Raw genomic sequence first — 18,839 nt, forward strand, 5'->3', positions numbered from 1 at the left:
GCAAAATGCAGGCTTTAAATCTTAACAGATTCTGTTTATTTCAACTTAATCGATTAAGCACCATTTTCAGGTTTATTCGCCATAAAATCATCAAACTCCTGCTGATCCTTACGTCGTTGAGCGTTAGCTTTGAAATCACGGAACGCCTCAGCACGCTTTCTGATCTCTTCTTTAATTTCGCTAATTCGGTCATGCTGGGTCTGCTGGTATTCGTTGAATACCTCATTTTCTTCGCCATTAACGGTTTTAACTTTACCGCCTCGAACAACGCGCCCCCACTGAGCTCGGATCCAACCAGGTAACTCTTGCACAGGATTACCCAGGATTGACCAAACCAAAATAACAAATCCCAGCGGTGCAAAGATAATAAAACCAAGCACCATCGATGCTATGTTTGCTGCACTCCAGTGACCGCCACCACATCTATGTGCCTTATGGGTCTCTTTGTTTGTTCCTGAATGTTCATATGTTGCCATGCTAATACACCTCCCGATGTTAGCTTATCTGTGTTGCAAAACATCTTATGTAAACACTGTTCACATATAAATTAGAGGATCCAAAATAAATAATCAAGACCTTTGAAGAAAAAAGTTAACAATGTTCACATTTAATGCTAAAAATACCCTTATGAGTACTCAAAAACAGCGCTACCATCATGGCCATTTATCCGAATCCCTACTTCAGGCAGTAGACGATATCTCTTCACAGTTTGGTATAGAGGCAGTCACCCTTCGCGCCTGCGCCAAAAAAGTCGGCGTGTCACCGGGAGCCGCCTTTCGCCACTTTCAAGATAAAAGAGCATTATTAACAGCCTTTGCTGCTCGCGCGTTGAATCAACTGGCGGATACTTTAGACGCTGCAGAGGAAGACGCCAGAGAGACCGGGAATGATGCTTTTTATTCCGTTGGCATGGCCTACCTTACTTTCGCTTTGGAAAATCCAGCTTTGTTTCGCGCAATGTGGCGAGAGGAAACAATCTATTCCAAAGATCCTGACTATTTAGCCGCAGCAAAGCGCTTGGTTGGCTATTTGAAAGAGGGGTTTGCCGGCACAATAACGGATGAAGATCCTAAGAGTTTTAGTGCCCATGAAATGCTGGCCTGGTCGTCAGTTCACGGAATGGCCAATTTATTTGTCGACGGCCCAATCGCCGCAGAAATGAAACAGGATCAAAAGCTGGAGTTAGCTAAATCCGTTATGGGCGAATTAAAAAACGCCTGCAGCCAAGCATAGAAGCTCAGACTGTTTATTAAGAAAAATAACCACTTCTCCAAAAAAAAGGCCGCTTTATTAGCGGCCCTTATTTTTATTCCCACTCAATCGTAGCAGGCGGCTTAGAGCTGACATCGTAAGTCACACGAGATACCTTTGGAATCTCATTGATAATACGGCTGGAAACAGTTTCCAGAAGCTCATATGGCAGGTGCGCCCAGCGCGCTGTCATAAAGTCAATTGTCTCTACTGCACGGATAGCAATGACGTATTCATAGCGACGACCATCACCCACGACACCTACTGATTTAACAGGTAGGAATACAGCAAACGCCTGACTTGTTTTATGGTACCAATCCGCTTTGTGCAGCTCTTCGATAAAGATCGCATCAGCCTCACGCAGGATATCAGCATATTCTTTCTTAACTTCACCCAGAATACGCACACCTAAACCTGGGCCCGGGAACGGATGACGATAAACCATGTCATACGGCAAGCCCAGCTCAAGACCCAGCTTACGAACTTCATCCTTAAACAGCTCACGCAGTGGCTCTACAAGCTCAAACTGCATATCTTCGGGCAGACCACCCACATTGTGGTGGGACTTAATTACATGCGCTTTACCCGTTTTCGCTGCAGCAGACTCAATCACATCCGGATAAATAGTACCCTGAGCAAGGAAGTTAACATCCGACAGTTTAGTCGCTTCATCATCGAACACTTCAATAAATGTGTTACCGATAATTTTACGCTTCTTCTCAGGATCATTTTCGCCTTCAAGACGACCCAGGAACAGATCTTCAGCGTCCGCACGGATAACGCGTACGCCCATGTTCTTAGCAAACATGTCCATAACCTGATCACCTTCCTGCTTACGCAGTAGGCCGTTATCCACAAACACACACGTCAACTGATCGCCGATTGCCTTATGCAGAAGCGCTGCAACAACAGATGAATCCACACCACCAGACAAGCCGAGCAAGACTTTCTGATTGCCCACCTGCTCACGAACCTTTTCAATCTGATCCTTGATGATATTCGCAGAGTTCCATAGCGCTTCAGTACCGCAAATTTCAACAACAAAGCGCTCCAGAATACGACCACCTTGTTTAGTGTGAGTCACCTCTGGGTGGAATTGCACACCGAAGAACTGCTTCTCTGGGTGGCACATAGCCGCAATCGGCGCAGATTCTGTAGAAGCAATGACAGTAAAGCCTTCCGGCAACGCCGTAACTTTATCGCCGTGGCTCATCCAAACATCAAGAGACAGAGAGCCGTTGTTAGCTACATGATCTTCGATACCTTCTAATAGACGGCTTGGGCTGCTCTCCAGGCGAACCTGAGCATAACCAAATTCACGCTTATCAGAGGTTGAAACCTCACCACCCATCTGAGCGGCCATTGTCTGCATACCGTAGCAAATACCCAGAACCGGTACGTCCAGATCAAAGACAACTTCCGGCGCACGCGGAGAATCACCTTCAGTTACAGATTCAGGACCACCCGCAAGAATCACACCTTTAGGTGCAAATTCACGGATATCTTCTTCAGACATATCCCAGGCATGAATCTCACAGTAAACACCAATTTCACGTACACGACGCGCAATTAGCTGGGTGTACTGAGAACCAAAATCCAGAATCAGAATTCGTTGAGCGTGAATATCTTTAGTCATATCTTTCTGTCTCTATGTTTTACAGAATCTATTTCTGCAAAAAAAAAAGGGGGCGGAAATAAATCCACCCCGCTTTTCAGAGTTTAGTAACTTAGCCTACGCGGTAGTTAGGCGCTTCTTTTGTGATGCTCACGTCATGCACGTGACTTTCACTCATACCCGCATTTGTAATCCGAACAAACTGCGGAACAGTACGCATGGTATCGATATCGGCACTGCCGGTATAACCCATTGATGCGCGCAAGCCGCCCACCAATTGGTGAACAACCCCGCCCATCGGGCCTTTACAAGGAACACGACCTTCAATACCTTCCGGCACCAGCTTCTCAACACCCTTAGAAGCATCCTGGAAGTAACGGTCAGATGAACCTGAAGATTGACCCATAGCACCCAGTGAACCCATACCACGGTAGGATTTAAAAGCACGCCCCTGGAACAGTTCAACTTCGCCAGGCGCTTCATCAGTACCTGCCAGCATAGAGCCAACCATGATCGCGGAAGCACCGGCTACAACAGCCTTAGCCAAATCACCAGAGAATCGAACACCGCCATCAGCAATAACAGGTACGCCACGCTCAGACATTGCAGCAGCAACATTCGCAACCGCACTGATCTGAGGAACACCAACACCTGCAACAATACGCGTTGTACAGATGGAGCCTGGACCAATACCCACTTTCACACCATCCGCGCCTGCTTCAGCCAGCGCAATCGCCGCTTCAGCTGTTGCGATATTACCGCCAATTACCTGCACCTGCGGGAAGTTTTCTTTAACCCAGGCAACACGATCGATTACACCTTTAGAGTGGCCATGTGCAGTATCAACGATAACAACATCAACACCCGCCTCAACCAAAGCAGCAACACGATCACCTGTTTCAGGGCCTGTGCCTACAGCAGCACCTACGATCAAACGACCTTTCGCGTCTTTCGCCGCATTTGGGTGGGTCTGCGCTTTGTTCATATCCTTAACTGTCATCATGCCTTGCAGTTTGAAGGCACTATCAACAACCAGGATTTTTTCAATTCGGTGTTTACGCAACAAGTTGCGAACCTCATCAGGATCAACACCTTCTTCAACCGTCACAAGACGATCTTTAGGCGTCATGATGGAGGCAACTGTTGCATCCAGCTTGCGCTCAAAACGAAAATCACGGTCAGTTACAATACCAACCAGATCACCATCATCAACCACAGGGAAGCCAGAGAAACCGACTTCAGCAGCCAACTGGCGTAGTTCACCCACAGTCATGTCAGAACGACAAGTAACAGGGTCGCTTACAACGCCTGCTTCATATTTTTTAACCTTAAGCACTTCTGCAGCTTGCTGCTCAATGGTTAGGTTTTTATGGATAATACCGATACCGCCTTCCTGAGCCATGGCAATTGCCAGACCAGATTCGGTCACTGTATCCATAGCAGCAGAGACCAGAGGAATGTTAAGCTCAATTCCTTTAGTCAAACGAGTTTTTAGTGAAACGTCCTTCGGCAGTACTTCAGAGTAGCCTGGAACCAGCAACACATCGTCAAAAGTGAGAGCTTCCTCAGCAATACGCAACATTCTTTGCCAGCCTGTGTAGTCAGTAAATTTAAACGCGAAATTATACAGAAATTAGCCTTTCGTCTCAATCTCAAAATAGCGGCAAACTGTACAAATAAAGCAGTTTTTAGAATTTTTTCTTTAAACCACTGTAGTGTAGTCAGAGATGGTTTAAGATTCGCGGATGCTAACTGAAAAACGCGCCCAAATAAGAACCTCTAATCACGCTTTAAGTGTCTCGGAGCTGAACCGACAAGCCCGATTACTTTTAGAACGATCTTTTTTAACCATCGAAGTGACTGGCGAGATCTCTAATTTCGTTAAACCCAGCTCTGGCCACTGGTATTTCACCCTGAAAGACGACAAAGCTCAGGTACGTTGCGCGATGTTCAAAAACCGCAACCAACTGATTCGCTTCAGCCCGAAACAGGGAGATCAGGTTGTTGTTCGCGCTAAAGTTAGCTTGTACGAAGGGCGTGGGGATTATCAGCTCATCTGCGAATTCATGTCCCAAGATGGCGGCGGATCCCTGCAGGCAGCCTACGAAGAACTCAAACTAAAACTAAATCAGGAAGGCCTGTTCGGAAACGAACACAAGAAGCCTCTCCCTGAACATCCTGCCCGTATAGGCGTTGTCACCTCCCCCACAGGCGCAGCCATTCATGACATTTTAACTGTGTTAAAAAGACGCTTTCCCGGTTTACCTGTAACCCTTTACCCCACAGCAGTTCAGGGTGAAGATGCTCCGGCACAAATCTGTAAAGCAATTATTCTGGCCGAAGCACATCAAGAATGTGACGTTTTGATTGTAGGCCGTGGCGGTGGATCCCTTGAAGATTTGTGGCCATTCAATACAGAACCCGTTGCACGTACCATTTTCGACTGCGAGATCCCGGTTATCAGCGCAGTCGGCCACGAAGTCGACACGGTAATTTCTGACTATGTAGCAGATGTACGTGCACCCACGCCTTCTGCAGCTGCCGAGCTCATCAGCCCCGACCAACATCAGCTTAAACTAAGACTTCGACAGCAATCTGAACGCCTGCAACGTCAGTTGAATTCAGTTATCCAGGATGCCAATAATCGTATTTATAATCTGAAGAGCCGACTTCGCCATCCAGGCCAACAACTTCGCGAGAAAGCCCAACGGCTCGACCATTTGGAAATAAGATTGCAACAAGCGGCCCAGCTGTCGCTAAGTGGTCGTAAATGCCGCATTGAAAACCTTCGAACCCGCTTGCAGGCTAACACTCCGCAACAAAGGCTCTTGCAGCATTCAGAACGTATTAAGAACTTTAAATCGCGGCTTGCACAAGGAATCCTACACAAGCTTGAGTTCAATCGTCAGCAACTCAACAAAGCAGCGGCTCAACTCAATACAGTGAGCCCTTTGGCGACCCTGGAAAGAGGTTATGCCATTGTTCAGGATCAACAGGGCAAAGTGCTAACCGACACTCATGATTCATCTGTTGGCGACCAGATTGAAGCCCGACTTCACCAAGGGCGCATGAAGTGCACCATTAACGAGATAATAACGGATTAATTCTTATGAAAATCATTCAGAAAGCAGCGACAACGCTTTCCATTATTGGCTGCTTACTTTGTTCCAACATCTACGCACTCGAACTACCGAAAGAAAGCCGCGTTCCTGGCGGCATAGCGATTATCCCACTGGAAGGCCTTAACACGAAAGCTACACCTTCTGCCTGGTATAAGGGTAATCGGATTATGGTGCTGCCGTCAGAGGGGACTAGCTACGCTGAACAAGCCAAGTGGATTGCAGTAGCTGGCATCCCTTTGAGCGCGAAAGCGACAAAGAAACAGCATTTAAGAGCTAACGCTACCTCCTTCTATTTTTCAGTCGATGACAAAGAATACAAAGCTCAGTACTTAACCATTAAAAACAAACGCCATGTAGAACCTGATCCAGAAGACGTGAAGCGCTGGAGGAGAGAAAAGGCCAAGATGGTCGCTGCTTATAAGAGCTGGAGCGAACCAGCCCTCAAAGACATTCAATTTGATCTGCCCGCCCAAGGACGCTTCAGCAGCCCATTCGGTTTGAAACGATTTTATAACAAGCAGCCCCGTAATCCGCACAGCGGCCTGGATATCGCCGCGCCTAAAGGCACACCTATCATAGCCCCTGCTGAGGGGGTTGTTGCCGATACAGGACATTATTTTTTCAATGGCAAAACCGTCATTGTTGATCATGGCAGAGGACTGACTACGATGTACTGCCATATGAGCCGCATAGACGTAAAAATCGGGGATAAAATCCAAAAAGGGGATCAGCTTGGGGCTATTGGATCAACAGGCCGTTCAACCGGTCCTCATCTACATTGGGGAGTAAGCTTGAATAACACACGTGTCGACCCCATATTGTTTTTGAAGAAGTAAGAAATACCAAACGGGCCATGACTGAGCTCGTTTTTTTAATCCAACGGGACTCAATAATGTCTGAAGCTAAATTCGAAACACTGGAACAAAAAGCTAGCTACGGTATCGGTCGCCAGATGGGCGATCAGCTGGCTCAACAGCCATTTGACGGCATGGATCTAAATGCAATCTCTGCAGGTATCACGGACGCGTTTAACGGCGAAGCGATGCAGGTTGAAGTACAAGAGATTCAGGAAGCATTTAACGTGATCAACGAGCGTCTTCGCGCTAAGCAGGAAGAAGAAGCTAAGAAAGCTGCTGCTGTTGGTGAAGAGTTCCTGGCTGAAAATGCTAAGCGTGACGAAGTAACCGTACTTGAGTCTGGCCTACAGTACGAAATCATCGAAGCCGGTGAAGAAGGTAGTGAAAAACCTACTGCTGAGTCTAAAGTTCGTACGCATTACCACGGCACATTCATCGATGGTAACGTATTCGACAGCTCCTATGATCGCGGCCAGCCGGCAGAATTCCCAGTGGGCGGTGTTATCGCTGGCTGGACTGAAGCACTGCAGCTTATGAACAAAGGCGCTAAGTGGAAGCTATACATCCCTTACAACCTGGCATACGGCGCTCAGGGCTCCCCGGGCGGCATCCCTCCATATTCTGCTCTGGTATTTGACGTAGAATTGCTGGAAATCCTGTAAGATACAGACAAAGAACATATCAAGGCGACCCATAAGGTCGCCTTTTTTAGGTCAAAACTATGCTATTAAACTATCAGGTTCACGGTGAGGGAGAACCGCTTATTATCCTTCACGGTCTGTTTGGCACCTCAGAAAACTGGGGCAGCCAGATAAAATCTTTAGCCGAGCAGTTCCAGGTTATTGCTGTTGATATGCGTGACCACGGCCGCTCACCTCACACTGACGAGATCAGTTACGAGCTGATGGCAAAAGATATCATCAACCTGATGGAACACCTTCAACTGGAAGCGGCTCACATTATCGGCCACTCCATGGGGGGGAAGGCAGCTATGCAGCTTGCCCTCTTACATCCGGATCGCATAAAAAAACTGATTATTGTTGATATCGCCCCTGTCCAATACACACCACATCATGATGATGTATTCAAAGGCTTATTTTCTGTTGAATTACCCTCATTGAAATCCAGAGGTGATGCCGATAAACAACTAGCGAACTCCATCCCAGAATTAGGAGTTAGAGCTTTCCTGTTGAAAAACCTATATAAAAATGAAAACGGTGAATTCTCTTGGCGAATGAACCTGCCATTGCTACATAAGCAATATTCGAACATCAGTGCTGCCCCTCAAGGGCAACCTTATCAAAAACCGGTTTTGTTTATTAAGGGCGGCAAGTCGGATTACCTAATTCCCAAATACAGGGATGCCGTAATCAAGCTATTCCCCAAAGCTGACTATAAAGTAATCAGAGACGCTGGCCACTGGCCCCATGCCGAGAAACCTGCCAAGTTTACCGACATAGTCTTAAGCTATTTATAGAAAACGATCAGAGCAGCCAATCAGAACAACGGCTATTTAGATTTGTTGATCCAGAAGTGAACCTTCAGGGAAGAGCTTCTGGAATACACCTGCATCGACTAACTTCTTGTTTATCTCAGCAAGCTGCTTATTGATATCATTTAGGCGATCGTTAAACTCGTTGAGCGATTCCGCGGCCGATTCAGATCGCGCCTCTCGCTGGTCCCTTAACTCCTGAAGGCGCTCGCCTGCTGTCGGACCATCATTTTCACCAGCACTCTCTTCACGAGCTCGAGACTCTTCAACTCTTTCTTCCTCTTGCTGCTGTACAATCTCAGCACGGGCTTCCGCAGCCATTGCTCTGGCTTCTGCTGCTGCCGCACGGTCTGCCGGTGATGGCTCTGCAACACCCAAGGCGGCTCGCTGAATAATCTCAGCTTTCTCTAAAGTGGCCTGCGGGTCATTTGGAATGGGAGATGTATCAATTTTCACCTCACCAGCAACTGCATATAATCGACCATCCGGTCCACGTTCATAAGTGTAGCTGGGCGCTGAAGTATATTGACCGCCGATAGCCGCATGCGCTTGTTCGTGGGCACGCACTTCCCGATCCCGCTTAGCCAGATCCCGGGTAATCTCCAACTCTTTTTGCTGCTGAACCTCTTCAGATTTAGAAGAACTTACCGGCCCGGATGCGGTTGGTGTTTCTAACCCCACCAGCTCACTATCAGATTCTAAACCAACCAATTCTCCATCTTCACGCTCAAGCGAAGCAGAGCCCGAACTGGCAAGTCGAGACAGTTCAGTAGCCTGGGCAGACAAAGTCACCCGATCCCGATTGGCCAGATTGCGAGAAGATTGAAGTTCTTGTTCAGAGGAAACACTTTCTGCGGACGAAAAGAGTTTTAGAGCGTCGCGGGAACGAAGCTCCTGAGGGATGGCACTGGCATTGAGTGCCTGAGAGCTGGTCGCGTTAAAGATCTGCATCTTATCGCCCTCCTCCCATCATATTAGTAAGTAAACCACTCACTGACTCTTTCCATGAATCTGATATCTAAACTCTGATATCAATAATTGCACCAGGTTCTCCGAGTTCCTGAACCTGATTTACAACTTTTGTATCCGCAGCTAAAACTGACGTCCCTGCGGCGGATTCTACAACGGCTTCATTTTGCTGACGGCCTGTCGCCTCTTCTGGCTGTTCCGGCTTTCCTGAACCAGTAACATCGCTTGCAGCACGCGGCGCATTATCTAGACCGCGATTCACCCCAACCAGGCCTGTCTGCAATGCATTGGTAACATTCATGCAGACACCTCATAAATTTAAGATACACCTACGGCAACGTTAATTATAGAACATTTATATAAAAATGTTCATTTTTTAACCAGTCCTATTACATACTTAATTGATCTAAATTTATATATTGGGCAGCATTTTCAGCCGTTGGTTCCTCAAGAAACGGAATTTCACCCAAAAGTGGCGCACGTAGCATTGAATTGATGGTATCTACATTCTCATCATAACAATCCATTTGCGGATCAACTCGATTGGCTACCCAACCAGCTACCTGCAACCCATCCCGAGCAATCGCCTCAGCTGTCAGCAGGGCGTGATTAATACAGCCAAGCTTCATGCCCACAACCATAATCACAGGAATATTTAGCTGTTTTGGAATATGCGCCACCGTTTCCCGTTGGTTCAAAGGCACACGCCAGCCTCCCGCTCCTTCAACCACGGCAAAATCAGCAGGCTGCATTAATGCACCTTTACAAAGCGCCGCAATACGATCAGCGCTGAGCATACGTTTTTCATGAATAGCAGCAATATGGGGTGCAATTGGTGGCTCAAAAGTCACCGGATTAACCTGATCATAGTGAAGCTTTATCGAGGCTGCTTCTTGTAAAATCAGCGCATCACTATTTCGAAGCCCTTCATCCGTTCTCTCACAGCCTGCGGCAATGGGTTTTAACCCCATGCTAGACCAGCCTTTTTTATTCGCAGCAGCCAACAACCCTGCAGAAACGACTGTTTTTCCCGCATCAGTATCGGTTCCAGCGATAAAAAAAGTTCTTTTTGCCATGATTAATCCTGTGTCTGTTTCTGAAATACTACGTAGAAGACCTGGTAAGTCGCAGGAAGAAAACCTTGTGCGTCGCGCTGCGCTTCATAAGCGCTCTTAAAACGACGTATTCGTTCCCTTCCTGTTAAACCGGTTTGCTGACCTGCGTTCATATTATGGGCACCTAATCGCTTCAACTCATCGGTCAGCTCCTTGAGCTGATTATACCTAAGAACCTTATAAGCCTCGTGGAAGCTCTCAAGTGATAGCCCATTTGGGCAGGCCTCAAGGAAAAGCTCTCGGGAAAGGAATTTATTCACATGAGTAAAACTATCCACAGCCTGCCAGGCATTTTTCAGTTCAAATAGGGTCTCGGGGCCCAAAGTTGCTACAACAAACTGCCCACCAGGGCGAAGTACACGTAAGAGCTCAGCAAATAACTGTTTAGTATTTTCACACCATTGAATGGCTAACGAGGAGAAAATCAGGTCAACACTGTTATCTGCGATGGGCAAAGACTCTGCATCTGCACACAACCAGTGTGCGTTTGCATCATAGCGGTTGTTGCGAGCATAGCTAAGCATACCCTCAGCTAGATCCAGATTAATCAGCACTGCATGTGGATATTTGTCTCTTAATAGCGGCGTAAAGTAACCCGTACCACACCCCAGATCCAATACTCGATCCACAGTCTTATGCGGCAGGCGATTGATCAGCTCACTACCAATCTCTCTTTGCAATTCCGCAACAGAATCATAGCTGGTTGCGGCCTTACTAAATGAATCGGCAACACGCTGCTTATCAATAAGTTTTTCCACTAAGCTAAAGGCTCCTGCAGAAAGCGAGTCAGATCGGAAACTAATTCAGCTTGATGGGATATAAACGGTAAATGCCCTGCTCCCGGATAAACGATTGAAGCCCGAGAGGTCAGCGCATCACACTCAAGTGCCGCTGACACAGGAACCAACAAGTCCTTCTCACCAAACATCTGTAGTAATGGCATTTTCAACGCAGACAATTGTGAGCGCACATCTTCACGAAGCAGCCCTAAACTTTCAACGGGAGCACTAGGTTCAGCAACCTTTAACGCTGCTTTCAGCTGCTTCAATGTATCACGGGCAGCTTCCGCCCCTTGTGTTTGTAACATCGCAAATCGAGATAAGGTCTTAGCGACATTTTCAGACAGGGAGATTTCAAAAGCGTTATGAGTTTCCTCATCCATTGCTGATCTCCAGTCAGGCTTTTGAACGAAGCATGGATTAGAAGCAATGGTCACTAACCTTTCAACACGCTCGGGGTAACGATCAGCAAACTGTATCGCTAACTGTCCACCCATAGACCATCCGATCCAGGAGGCTTTTTCAGGCGCGGCATCAGCCAGCATCTGGATAACCCCATCACTGGTGTAAGGCTCGGGATAGGAGACTGAACGCCCTAGCCCGGGAAGGTCGATAAGTGTTATTGAGTAATTGCTTGCAAGGTTTTCCACAACCCCTGACCAGATGGAACTATTCATTCCCCAGCCATGCAGCATTACCAACTCAGGCTTACCTTCTCCCCCTACTCTTTCAACATGCAGACCCATAATTAACAAGCCACCTTTTCCAAAGCGGATAATAATCGCTCAACTTGAGCCTCGGAATGCGCTGCACTTAGCGTCACACGTAAACGGGCACTGCCTTTAGGAACCGTTGGCGGACGTATCGCGCTTATGAAGATACCTTCCTTTTCAAGCCCTTTACTTATCTGGATAGCTTTATCGGACTCACCCACCATAATAGGTTGTATAGGCGTTGGGGAATCCATCAGTTCAAGCCCTAAGGACTCACAGCCTTTTCTGAATTGATTAATCAACGCTTCAAGTTTGTCACGACGCCAGGTTTCTTCTCGCAGAAGTTTCAAACTGGTCAGGGTTGCCGCTGCAACAGCCGGGGGCATACTGGTCGTATATATGTAAGTTCTGGCATGCTGAATCAGGGTTTCAATCAGCTCTTCAGTCCCCGCTACGAATGCACCAGCAGTGCCAAACCCTTTACCCAGTGTGCCTATTAGCACCTGAATCTGATCTTCTTTCATGGCGAAGTGCTCAGCACAGCCGCCACCTTGATGGCCAAGGCAACCGAACCCATGGGCATCATCAACCATCAACCAGGCGTCATGTTTAGCACACTCGGCAGAAATCGAAAGTAGATCTGCAACATCGCCATCCATACTAAAAACACCGTCGGTGACAACTAACTTGCGACGAGCCTCAGTTTTGCAAAGACGAGACTCCAGACTTTCTGCATCATTGTGCAAGTAACGCTGAAAGCGCGCTCCAGACAATAACCCGGCATCTAATAATGAAGCATGATTCAAGCGGTCTTCAAACACGGCATCTCGTTTATCCAGTAACGCATTTACCGCCCCCAGATTAGCCATATAGCCCGTAGAGAACAGAAGCGCTCTTGGACGCCCGGTAAATTCAGCCAAAGCCTCCTCAAGATCATGGTGGGCTTTGCTATGGCCATTGACCAGATGGGATGCTCCGCCGCCGACACCATATTGGTTTGCGGCTTTTTGGAAACTACGAATGACATCAGGATGATTCGCCAGGCCTAGATAATCGTTGGAACAAAACGCCAGATATTCACGACCATCAACCTGCACTATAGGATCTTGAGGCGTTTCAAGCGTTCTTCTGTGACGGTATAGAGACTGCTGCTTTCGCACAGCAAGTTCGGAGGCAAGATCGTCAAAAGACATAGTACTGCTCTTAAAAAGATACCGGAGCCGTGCTCCGGTATCGGGAAAGATTAAGCTTCGTAGAAGTGTGAGCTGTCCTGCTGTTTTTGCAGATCATTCATCAGTGCCGCTTCCTGAGTCTCATCAGAATCAGAAATACGCTGTTCCATATTGATACCCAATTTCTTAAACAGCTGAAGGTCACGATGGGTTTCAGGGTTTGGTGTCGTCAACAGACACTCACCGTAGAAGATTGAGTTCGCGCCGGCAAAGAAAGTCATGGCCTGCATTTCGTCACTCATTTTCTCGCGCCCTGCCGACAAACGCACATGAGATTTTGGCATCATGATACGCGCGACCGCAATCGTACGAATGAACTCCAGATGATCGAGATCATCAACATTCTCTAGTGGTGTGCCTTCGACCTTAACCAGCATGTTGATTGGAACACTCTCAGGCTGCACAGGCATATTGGCCAGCTGCATCAGAAGACCATAACGATCTTTAGCCGTTTCACCCATACCCAGAATACCGCCACTACAGATTTTCATTCCGGAATCGCGAACATTCTGTAGGGTATCAAGTCGATCCTGATAGCTACGAGTTGTGATAATTTTGTCGTAAAACTCAGGTGAGGTGTCCAGATTGTGATTGTAATAATCAAGTCCAGCGTCAGACAGACGATCAGCTTTATCCTGATCCAACATACCTAGCGTCATACAGGTCTCAAGGCCTAGCTCTTTAACCTGTCGCACCATATCCAATACATATGGCATATCTCTTTCATGAGGATGCTTCCAGGCAGCCCCCATACAGAAACGAGTGGATCCAGTCGCCTTAGCCTGCTTTGCTTTCTCAACTACACGCTCAACTTCCATCAAACGTTCTTTTTCCAGGCCTGTGCTGTAGTGCGCACTCTGTGGACAATATTTACAATCTTCCGGGCAGGAGCCAGTTTTGATGGATAGCAGCGTACTGACCTGAACCTCATTGGGATCAAAGTTCTGACGGTGTACGCTATGCGCATGAAACATCAGGTCATTAAACGGTAGCTCAAAAAGCGCTTTAACCTCTGCTTCACTCCAGTCGTGACGGATTTCACCCAACTGTTGCATCTGTAAAAATCTCCCGGAAAATAGCCCAATAAGCATGGAAGCTTATCAGCAAATAATTGCTCACCTAATAGAACAGACAATTCTATCCTGACAGAAGGAGCTGTCAACTCATGAATACATTGCAGGTAAACCTTAGATCACTATTCAACCAATGCTTTCTTTGTCATATTCACTACTCACTCAATGCCCATCAACCCACAAGCATTTGCCCAGATTGTTACAAAGACCTGCCCCGGATCCAGCACTGCTGCTCAACCTGTGCACTACCTTTCAGCTCAGAGGTCCCTGCCACCACCCAATGTGGGCAGTGCCTGAAGAAACAGCCAACATTCGATAAAGTGCACGCTTTATTTCACTATAAATTCCCGATAGATCCGGTCATCAGTCAACTCAAGTATGAGCATAAAACCCAGTTTGTTGATGTGCTTTCTCAGCTGTTAAATACTTCCCTACCAGAGCTGAACGGCGTGGAAGCAATAATTCCCGTACCCTTAAGCAAAAGTAGTTTTAGAGATAGAGGATTTAATCAAACCGAACTGTTAGCCCGAAAACTAAGCAAGAGCCGTAAGATACCTATCGACTGCAAATTAGTAACGAAGGTCAGAGAAACCGAGCATCAAATGGGGCTTCCCAAAGAGCAAAGAAAAAAGAACCTAAAAGACGCTTTTTTCTGCAGGCCGAATAACTATAAACATATTGCCTTGATCGATGATGTTATGACTACAGGTACGACATTAGAGGAGCTTAGCAGAACCATCAAAGCATCCGGTGTAGAAAAGGTAACCTGTTTGGTCATCGCAAGAACCGATAAATAGCATTGATTTGATTATTTTCCGATATCGCTCAACAATCATTAAGACAAAAAGCGATTAAAGAACAAAGAGATGAGTTTAGATTCACTGAGCACACTATTTGGTGGCATCGGCCTTTTCCTCCTAGGTATGCATCTTATGACAAATGGGATGAAACAGGCTGCAGGGCAGGGATTAAAGCAAGCACTCGAAAGTGCAACCAACTCTCCACTTAAGGGGCTCAGCGCGGGTATCATCATTACCGCATTAGTCCAATCTTCAAGCGCCGTAACCGTCGCAACCATCGGCTTCGTCAATGCAGGCTTGATGAAACTGAGGCAATCCATCAACGTTATCTATGGTTGCAACATTGGGACGACCATGACCGGTTGGCTGGTTGCACTCATCGGTTTCAAAATTAAAATCAGCGCGTTTGCTCTTCCCCTTATAGGCTTAGGTATGCTTTTGAAGCTGCTAGGAGACGAACGAAGAATCAGCCATATAGGCATGGCCCTTGCCGGATTCGGCCTTTTTTTTATTGGGCTGGATTTCCTTAAAAGTGCATTCGAAGGACTAGACTCCAGCCTACCTATTGCTCAGATCTCTCATTCCAGTGCAGGGCTTCTTTTATTCGTCCTGGCTGGTTTTGTGCTCACGTTCCTAATGCAGTCCTCCTCCGCAGCTATGGCCATTACACTCTCCTTAACTGCAGCTGGATCAATCCCACTCGCTTCCGCTGGAGCCCTTGTGATTGGAGCAAACCTTGGTACGACTTCAACTGCAATTCTTTCGGTGATTGGCGCCACCTCAAACGCTAAAAGAATTGCTTCAGCACACGTTATTTTTAACGCAATCACAGGCGCCATAGGTATTCTATTACTGGTTCTCTTCTCAAGCTTAATTAATCAGGATCTGACCAATATTAATCTGGTTATTCTGTTGGCCGCATTTCACACACTTTTCAATGTTGCAGGGGTTGCAGTGATGTGGCCACTGACTGAAAAGCTTGTCGAATTCCTGCGACACAGGTTCCGTACACAGGAAGATCAATTAGGAGAACCTCAATTTCTTGATAAGAATGTACTCGAATCCCCTGTGCTTGCAATTGAGGCGATGAGCAACGAACTCTGCAGAGTAAGCGGATTAACCTCAGCAATGGCGCGCGCTGCAATCAGCGCCGATATATCTGAGACACATAAACTCACCGCTCAAATGAATAACCTGCATAAACTCAGCAGCAAAATAGGCAGTTATAACCAAAAGATTGCTCAAGAGAATCTCACCGAAGAGATCAGCTCTATTCTACCCTCGGCTATGCGAATTACCCGCTACTATAGCGAAATTGCCCGCCTTTCGGCGCTCATGCCTAATTATTATGAAGCCTTCAATAACTTGTCTAATCGCTCATTAAGCGAGCTAATTTACGATTATCAAAGCGATATTGTCGAACTCATTGATAGCTGTGAAATTACACAGGAGTCCTATCTATCGGGGCAAGAGAGCCGGAAACTGATTAAACGCCTGGAAAAGAAGTATCAGCACCTTAAGGCAAAAGTAATGGAAACGAGCATCGAAGGACAGATTAAACCCAAAGACAGTATTGCGCTTTTAGATGCCCTCAGCCATATTCACCGGCTTGCGGAACAAGTTGAAAAAGCGGGCCGCTACTGGAGTAGCATTACACCCATGCAGACTCGTGATCCTTTACCTGACACACATGAATAAGCGAATTTTTGATGAACAACTCGTTCCAATTTAATGCAATTGCCACTATTCAAAGCCCTTATAAAGAAAAATTTGGTATTCCCCGGCAACCAGGCCTGGCTAAAAGCCTGAACTCCCGGATAGTTTTCCTACCAGAATACACACGACCAGAAATTGTCAGAGGTCTGGAAGGTTGTAGCCATATATGGGTGTTGTTTATTTTTAGTGAATGCATTGATAAAGGCTGGACCCCAACAGTAAGACCTCCCCGGCTCGGAGGTAATAAGCGTATGGGGGTTTTCTCTACACGTTCACCTTTCCGGCCCAACCCCATAGGGCTTTCACCCGTTGAACTTATCAGCATTGAATCAGGCAATGGGAAACTTGAGCTCGTCATATCAGGTGCGGATTTACTTGACGGAACACCTATCGTCGATATTAAGCCGTACCTACCCTATTCGGACCAGATACCAGAGGCTGTATTTGAGTTAGCTACCGAAATAACCACCTTGGATCGGGACGTTTTCTATTCAGAACAAGCCCTGCAAGCGATCGCCAGGTCCGAAGAAAAGTTCAACCAACCCGTAAGGCAGCAGATCAACGAGCTTCTCAATTGCGATCCTCGCCCTGCCTATAAAAAGGACGATGAAGAAAAAATTTATGGAGTACGTCTGTATGATATGAATATTCGGTTCAGTATCTCTGCAACTGATATTCGTGTTTTACAAATTGAGCAAGTCGACTAAAAAGTGTTCACCTACGCTTAATCATCATCGATTTATAATGGGATAAAACTCAGGAAGTTTCTTATGCTTAGACCGATCTACTTGCTTCTCGCGCTAACCTTTCTGCCTATGCATTCGCATGCAGAAACAACGCTGAGCGATTTGGAGCGCTGGATGCAACTTCTGCCTCAACTGTTTCAGGAGCAAACGGATACGGGCACGATTTACATTGAAAATTACTTACAGTGCATGGACGATGAGCAAGCGTTGAATAGTCAGGAAAAGCCTACAGTAGGCCAGGTTATCGACAATGCGTTAGATGCTTCAGGTACTTGCACACCTCTTCTAAACGAGATGCTTGAAGAGCTATCTGGCCAAGCCATCGAATCTTTAAGCCAGGATCAAAAGCGCAAAATACTGGAAGAAAGCCTCTAGCAATGCTGCACCCGCACATTTGACCAAAGTCTAAAACCCAAGTAAAATACTCGGAATTACATGGATGATATTTAAAAGCGATTTCAACTGCTGTTGATAAGGAGCATTTAAAAAACTTTCCGAGGTCTAAATGAACTTCTCAGTAACCAATGTAGAAACCCTGTTCGAAGAGTCCAACGCGCTATTTGAGTGTTATGTTGAGCGTGTTTTTGAGTCTGAATCAGTAACCGACCTGATCAGTGCATCTCACTGGTATACCGATGCCATTTTTAATTTGATGACCTTTCCTCCTCAGCGCTAAATCATCCATAAAAAAGGCCGCTAATGCGGCCTTTTTTATAATCTACTGGTTAGCCCTTCTGTCTAAAGCACTTAGTAATAAAGTGATCCACACTCACCCAGCGCCCCGCTCCGGTGAAGAAGAGACTCAATAACATCACAAAGTAGGTAATCGCAAATTCAATACCATTATTCAAAATAACCACAGAGCCCCGGCCTGTTAACCAGCTGTAATTACCATGTTGCTCCAGAATGCTCTTAGCAGCCGCTAATCGCTCCTGCGCTTCCATCACACGCTCGCCCGCTAGCCAACTACTGCCATCAGAAATCGCTAACCAGCCATTCTCCCAATGCACAGCAAATGCAGCCACTAACATGGTTACCATCAAAGGAATGCTAATCCAGCGGACAGCGAAACCAACAATTAGAAGAATGCCTCCTAAAAATTCAGTGCCTGCCGCCAAAGCAGCCATCACTTCGGGCATAGGTAATCCCAATCCCCAATCGGGGTTGCCAAACCACGCAGCTGTATCTTCGAAATGAGAAAGTTTATTCCAGCCTGCCTGTAGAAATACAGGGGCGAGATATAAACGTAACAACAGTGGCGCAAGGCCATCTGCAACACGGGTACTATCAAGAATATCTTGAAAGCGATTTATTAGGTTCACAACAGCATTCGCCATATTTCCACCCATCTATCATAGG

At 46.7% G+C, this 18,839-nt stretch carries 21 protein-coding genes; 10 read left to right on the forward strand and 11 right to left on the reverse strand.

What is annotated here, in order from left to right; genetic code table 11:
* Positions 1-53: 53 nt before the first annotated feature.
* The gene (locus tag MED92_RS07515; protein WP_007020925.1) at positions 54-476 is read right to left on the reverse strand and encodes a DUF2852 domain-containing protein; all 423 of its coding nucleotides are present in this window, start codon (positions 474-476) and stop codon (positions 54-56) included.
* Positions 477-597: 121 nt separating this feature from the next.
* On the opposite strand from MED92_RS07515, the gene MED92_RS18480 reads away from it, so the two are divergent.
* Positions 598-1,233 (forward strand): TetR/AcrR family transcriptional regulator, encoded by a 636-nt coding sequence (locus tag MED92_RS18480; protein WP_007020926.1) that lies wholly within the window; start codon positions 598-600, stop codon positions 1,231-1,233.
* 73 nt (positions 1,234-1,306) lie between these two features.
* Here MED92_RS18480 and guaA read toward each other — a convergent pair whose 3' ends face one another.
* A complete protein-coding gene (gene guaA, locus MED92_RS07525; RefSeq protein ID WP_007020927.1) occupies positions 1,307-2,887 on the reverse strand; it encodes a glutamine-hydrolyzing GMP synthase in 1,581 nt (526 codons plus the stop codon).
* A 91-nt stretch (positions 2,888-2,978) separates the two neighbouring features.
* Positions 2,979-4,448 (reverse strand): IMP dehydrogenase, encoded by a 1,470-nt coding sequence (guaB, locus tag MED92_RS07530; RefSeq protein ID WP_007020928.1) that lies wholly within the window; start codon positions 4,446-4,448, stop codon positions 2,979-2,981.
* Between the two features lie 163 nt (positions 4,449-4,611).
* Between guaB and xseA the strand changes: the two genes are divergently transcribed.
* The 4 genes from xseA to MED92_RS07550 are packed head-to-tail and all read left to right on the forward strand — an operon-like array spanning position 4,612 to position 8,322.
* Complete coding sequence (gene xseA, locus MED92_RS07535) at positions 4,612-5,970, forward strand: exodeoxyribonuclease VII large subunit (protein ID WP_007020929.1); 1,359 nt, start codon at positions 4,612-4,614, stop codon at positions 5,968-5,970.
* A 5-nt stretch (positions 5,971-5,975) separates the two neighbouring features.
* Positions 5,976-6,824 carry a peptidoglycan DD-metalloendopeptidase family protein gene (locus MED92_RS07540; protein ID WP_007020930.1) on the forward strand — a complete coding sequence of 283 codons (849 nt, stop codon included), beginning with the start codon at positions 5,976-5,978 and terminating at the stop codon, positions 6,822-6,824.
* A 56-nt stretch (positions 6,825-6,880) separates the two neighbouring features.
* Entirely contained in the window at positions 6,881-7,507 is a 627-nt protein-coding gene (locus MED92_RS07545; protein WP_007020931.1) for a BamJ family beta-barrel-assembly machinery protein, read from the forward strand.
* Between the two features lie 59 nt (positions 7,508-7,566).
* Complete coding sequence (locus MED92_RS07550) at positions 7,567-8,322, forward strand: alpha/beta fold hydrolase (protein ID WP_007020932.1); 756 nt, start codon at positions 7,567-7,569, stop codon at positions 8,320-8,322.
* A 36-nt stretch (positions 8,323-8,358) separates the two neighbouring features.
* Here MED92_RS07550 and MED92_RS07555 read toward each other — a convergent pair whose 3' ends face one another.
* From MED92_RS07555 to bioB, 7 genes are all read right to left on the reverse strand, one after another.
* Positions 8,359-9,288, reverse strand: a complete 930-nt coding sequence (locus MED92_RS07555; RefSeq protein ID WP_007020933.1) for a putative metalloprotease CJM1_0395 family protein — start codon at positions 9,286-9,288, stop codon at positions 8,359-8,361.
* 67 nt (positions 9,289-9,355) lie between these two features.
* On the reverse strand, positions 9,356-9,607 hold the full coding sequence (locus MED92_RS07560; protein ID WP_007020934.1) for a hypothetical protein: 252 nt from the start codon (positions 9,605-9,607) through the stop codon (positions 9,356-9,358).
* Positions 9,608-9,695: 88 nt separating this feature from the next.
* On the reverse strand, positions 9,696-10,382 hold the full coding sequence (bioD, locus tag MED92_RS07565; RefSeq protein WP_007020935.1) for a dethiobiotin synthase: 687 nt from the start codon (positions 10,380-10,382) through the stop codon (positions 9,696-9,698).
* Positions 10,383-10,384: 2 nt separating this feature from the next.
* The gene (gene bioC, locus MED92_RS07570; protein ID WP_007020936.1) at positions 10,385-11,179 is read right to left on the reverse strand and encodes a malonyl-ACP O-methyltransferase BioC; all 795 of its coding nucleotides are present in this window, start codon (positions 11,177-11,179) and stop codon (positions 10,385-10,387) included.
* Positions 11,179-11,946 carry an alpha/beta fold hydrolase gene (locus tag MED92_RS07575; RefSeq protein ID WP_007020937.1) on the reverse strand — a complete coding sequence of 256 codons (768 nt, stop codon included), beginning with the start codon at positions 11,944-11,946 and terminating at the stop codon, positions 11,179-11,181. The genes bioC and MED92_RS07575 overlap by 1 nt, the downstream gene beginning before the upstream one ends.
* 2 nt (positions 11,947-11,948) lie before the next feature.
* On the reverse strand, positions 11,949-13,106 hold the full coding sequence (bioF, locus tag MED92_RS07580; protein WP_007020938.1) for an 8-amino-7-oxononanoate synthase: 1,158 nt from the start codon (positions 13,104-13,106) through the stop codon (positions 11,949-11,951).
* 50 nt (positions 13,107-13,156) lie between these two features.
* Positions 13,157-14,200: a biotin synthase BioB gene (bioB, locus tag MED92_RS07585; protein ID WP_007020939.1), complete on the reverse strand. Its 1,044-nt coding sequence runs from the start codon at positions 14,198-14,200 to the stop codon at positions 13,157-13,159.
* A 110-nt stretch (positions 14,201-14,310) separates the two neighbouring features.
* Here bioB and MED92_RS07590 point away from each other — a divergent pair, with 110 nt between their 5' ends.
* The 5 genes from MED92_RS07590 to MED92_RS18965 all read left to right on the forward strand — a co-directional run bounded on the left by MED92_RS07590 (position 14,311) and on the right by MED92_RS18965 (position 18,156).
* Positions 14,311-15,015, forward strand: coding sequence for a ComF family protein (locus MED92_RS07590; protein ID WP_007020940.1), 705 nt, complete (start codon positions 14,311-14,313; stop codon positions 15,013-15,015).
* Positions 15,016-15,084: 69 nt separating this feature from the next.
* Positions 15,085-16,716, forward strand: a complete 1,632-nt coding sequence (locus tag MED92_RS07595) for a Na/Pi cotransporter family protein (protein ID WP_007020941.1) — start codon at positions 15,085-15,087, stop codon at positions 16,714-16,716.
* An 11-nt stretch (positions 16,717-16,727) separates the two neighbouring features.
* Positions 16,728-17,441, forward strand: coding sequence for a tRNA (N6-threonylcarbamoyladenosine(37)-N6)-methyltransferase TrmO (tsaA, locus tag MED92_RS07600; protein WP_007020942.1), 714 nt, complete (start codon positions 16,728-16,730; stop codon positions 17,439-17,441).
* A gap of 63 nt (positions 17,442-17,504) precedes the next feature.
* Positions 17,505-17,855, forward strand: a complete 351-nt coding sequence (locus MED92_RS07605; protein WP_007020943.1) for a hypothetical protein — start codon at positions 17,505-17,507, stop codon at positions 17,853-17,855.
* A 130-nt stretch (positions 17,856-17,985) separates the two neighbouring features.
* On the forward strand, positions 17,986-18,156 hold the full coding sequence (locus MED92_RS18965; RefSeq protein ID WP_007020944.1) for a hypothetical protein: 171 nt from the start codon (positions 17,986-17,988) through the stop codon (positions 18,154-18,156).
* Positions 18,157-18,205: 49 nt separating this feature from the next.
* On the opposite strand, the gene MED92_RS07610 is transcribed toward MED92_RS18965, so the two are convergent.
* Positions 18,206-18,817, reverse strand: a complete 612-nt coding sequence (locus tag MED92_RS07610; protein ID WP_202899533.1) for an HvfX family Cu-binding RiPP maturation protein — start codon at positions 18,815-18,817, stop codon at positions 18,206-18,208.
* Between the last annotated feature and the right edge of the window lie 22 nt (positions 18,818-18,839).

This window comes from Neptuniibacter caesariensis (genome assembly GCF_000153345.1).
GTDB lineage: Bacteria > Pseudomonadota > Gammaproteobacteria > Pseudomonadales > Balneatricaceae > Neptuniibacter > Neptuniibacter caesariensis.

What these genes read in the sequence shown, in the direction of transcription:
- MED92_RS07560 (WP_007020934.1), bottom strand. Translation starts at nt 9,607, where the DNA reads ATGAATGTTACCAATGCATTGCAGACAGGCCTGGTTGGGGTGAATCGC.
- MED92_RS07610 (WP_202899533.1), bottom strand. Translation starts at nt 18,817, where the DNA reads ATGGCGAATGCTGTTGTGAACCTAATAAATCGCTTTCAAGATATTCTT.
- MED92_RS07545 (WP_007020931.1), top strand. Translation starts at nt 6,881, where the DNA reads ATGTCTGAAGCTAAATTCGAAACACTGGAACAAAAAGCTAGCTACGGT.
- MED92_RS07575 (WP_007020937.1), bottom strand. Translation starts at nt 11,946, where the DNA reads ATGGGTCTGCATGTTGAAAGAGTAGGGGGAGAAGGTAAGCCTGAGTTG.
- MED92_RS07515 (WP_007020925.1), bottom strand. Translation starts at nt 476, where the DNA reads ATGGCAACATATGAACATTCAGGAACAAACAAAGAGACCCATAAGGCA.
- MED92_RS07605 (WP_007020943.1), top strand. Translation starts at nt 17,505, where the DNA reads ATGCTTAGACCGATCTACTTGCTTCTCGCGCTAACCTTTCTGCCTATG.
- xseA (WP_007020929.1), top strand. Translation starts at nt 4,612, where the DNA reads ATGCTAACTGAAAAACGCGCCCAAATAAGAACCTCTAATCACGCTTTA.
- guaA (WP_007020927.1), bottom strand. Translation starts at nt 2,887, where the DNA reads ATGACTAAAGATATTCACGCTCAACGAATTCTGATTCTGGATTTTGGT.
- tsaA (WP_007020942.1), top strand. Translation starts at nt 16,728, where the DNA reads ATGAACAACTCGTTCCAATTTAATGCAATTGCCACTATTCAAAGCCCT.
- bioB (WP_007020939.1), bottom strand. Translation starts at nt 14,200, where the DNA reads ATGCAACAGTTGGGTGAAATCCGTCACGACTGGAGTGAAGCAGAGGTT.
- guaB (WP_007020928.1), bottom strand. Translation starts at nt 4,448, where the DNA reads ATGTTGCGTATTGCTGAGGAAGCTCTCACTTTTGACGATGTGTTGCTG.
- bioF (WP_007020938.1), bottom strand. Translation starts at nt 13,106, where the DNA reads ATGTCTTTTGACGATCTTGCCTCCGAACTTGCTGTGCGAAAGCAGCAG.
- MED92_RS07595 (WP_007020941.1), top strand. Translation starts at nt 15,085, where the DNA reads ATGAGTTTAGATTCACTGAGCACACTATTTGGTGGCATCGGCCTTTTC.
- MED92_RS07540 (WP_007020930.1), top strand. Translation starts at nt 5,976, where the DNA reads ATGAAAATCATTCAGAAAGCAGCGACAACGCTTTCCATTATTGGCTGC.
- MED92_RS07550 (WP_007020932.1), top strand. Translation starts at nt 7,567, where the DNA reads ATGCTATTAAACTATCAGGTTCACGGTGAGGGAGAACCGCTTATTATC.
- bioD (WP_007020935.1), bottom strand. Translation starts at nt 10,382, where the DNA reads ATGGCAAAAAGAACTTTTTTTATCGCTGGAACCGATACTGATGCGGGA.
- MED92_RS18480 (WP_007020926.1), top strand. Translation starts at nt 598, where the DNA reads ATGTTCACATTTAATGCTAAAAATACCCTTATGAGTACTCAAAAACAG.
- MED92_RS07555 (WP_007020933.1), bottom strand. Translation starts at nt 9,288, where the DNA reads ATGCAGATCTTTAACGCGACCAGCTCTCAGGCACTCAATGCCAGTGCC.
- MED92_RS18965 (WP_007020944.1), top strand. Translation starts at nt 17,986, where the DNA reads ATGAACTTCTCAGTAACCAATGTAGAAACCCTGTTCGAAGAGTCCAAC.
- MED92_RS07590 (WP_007020940.1), top strand. Translation starts at nt 14,311, where the DNA reads ATGAATACATTGCAGGTAAACCTTAGATCACTATTCAACCAATGCTTT.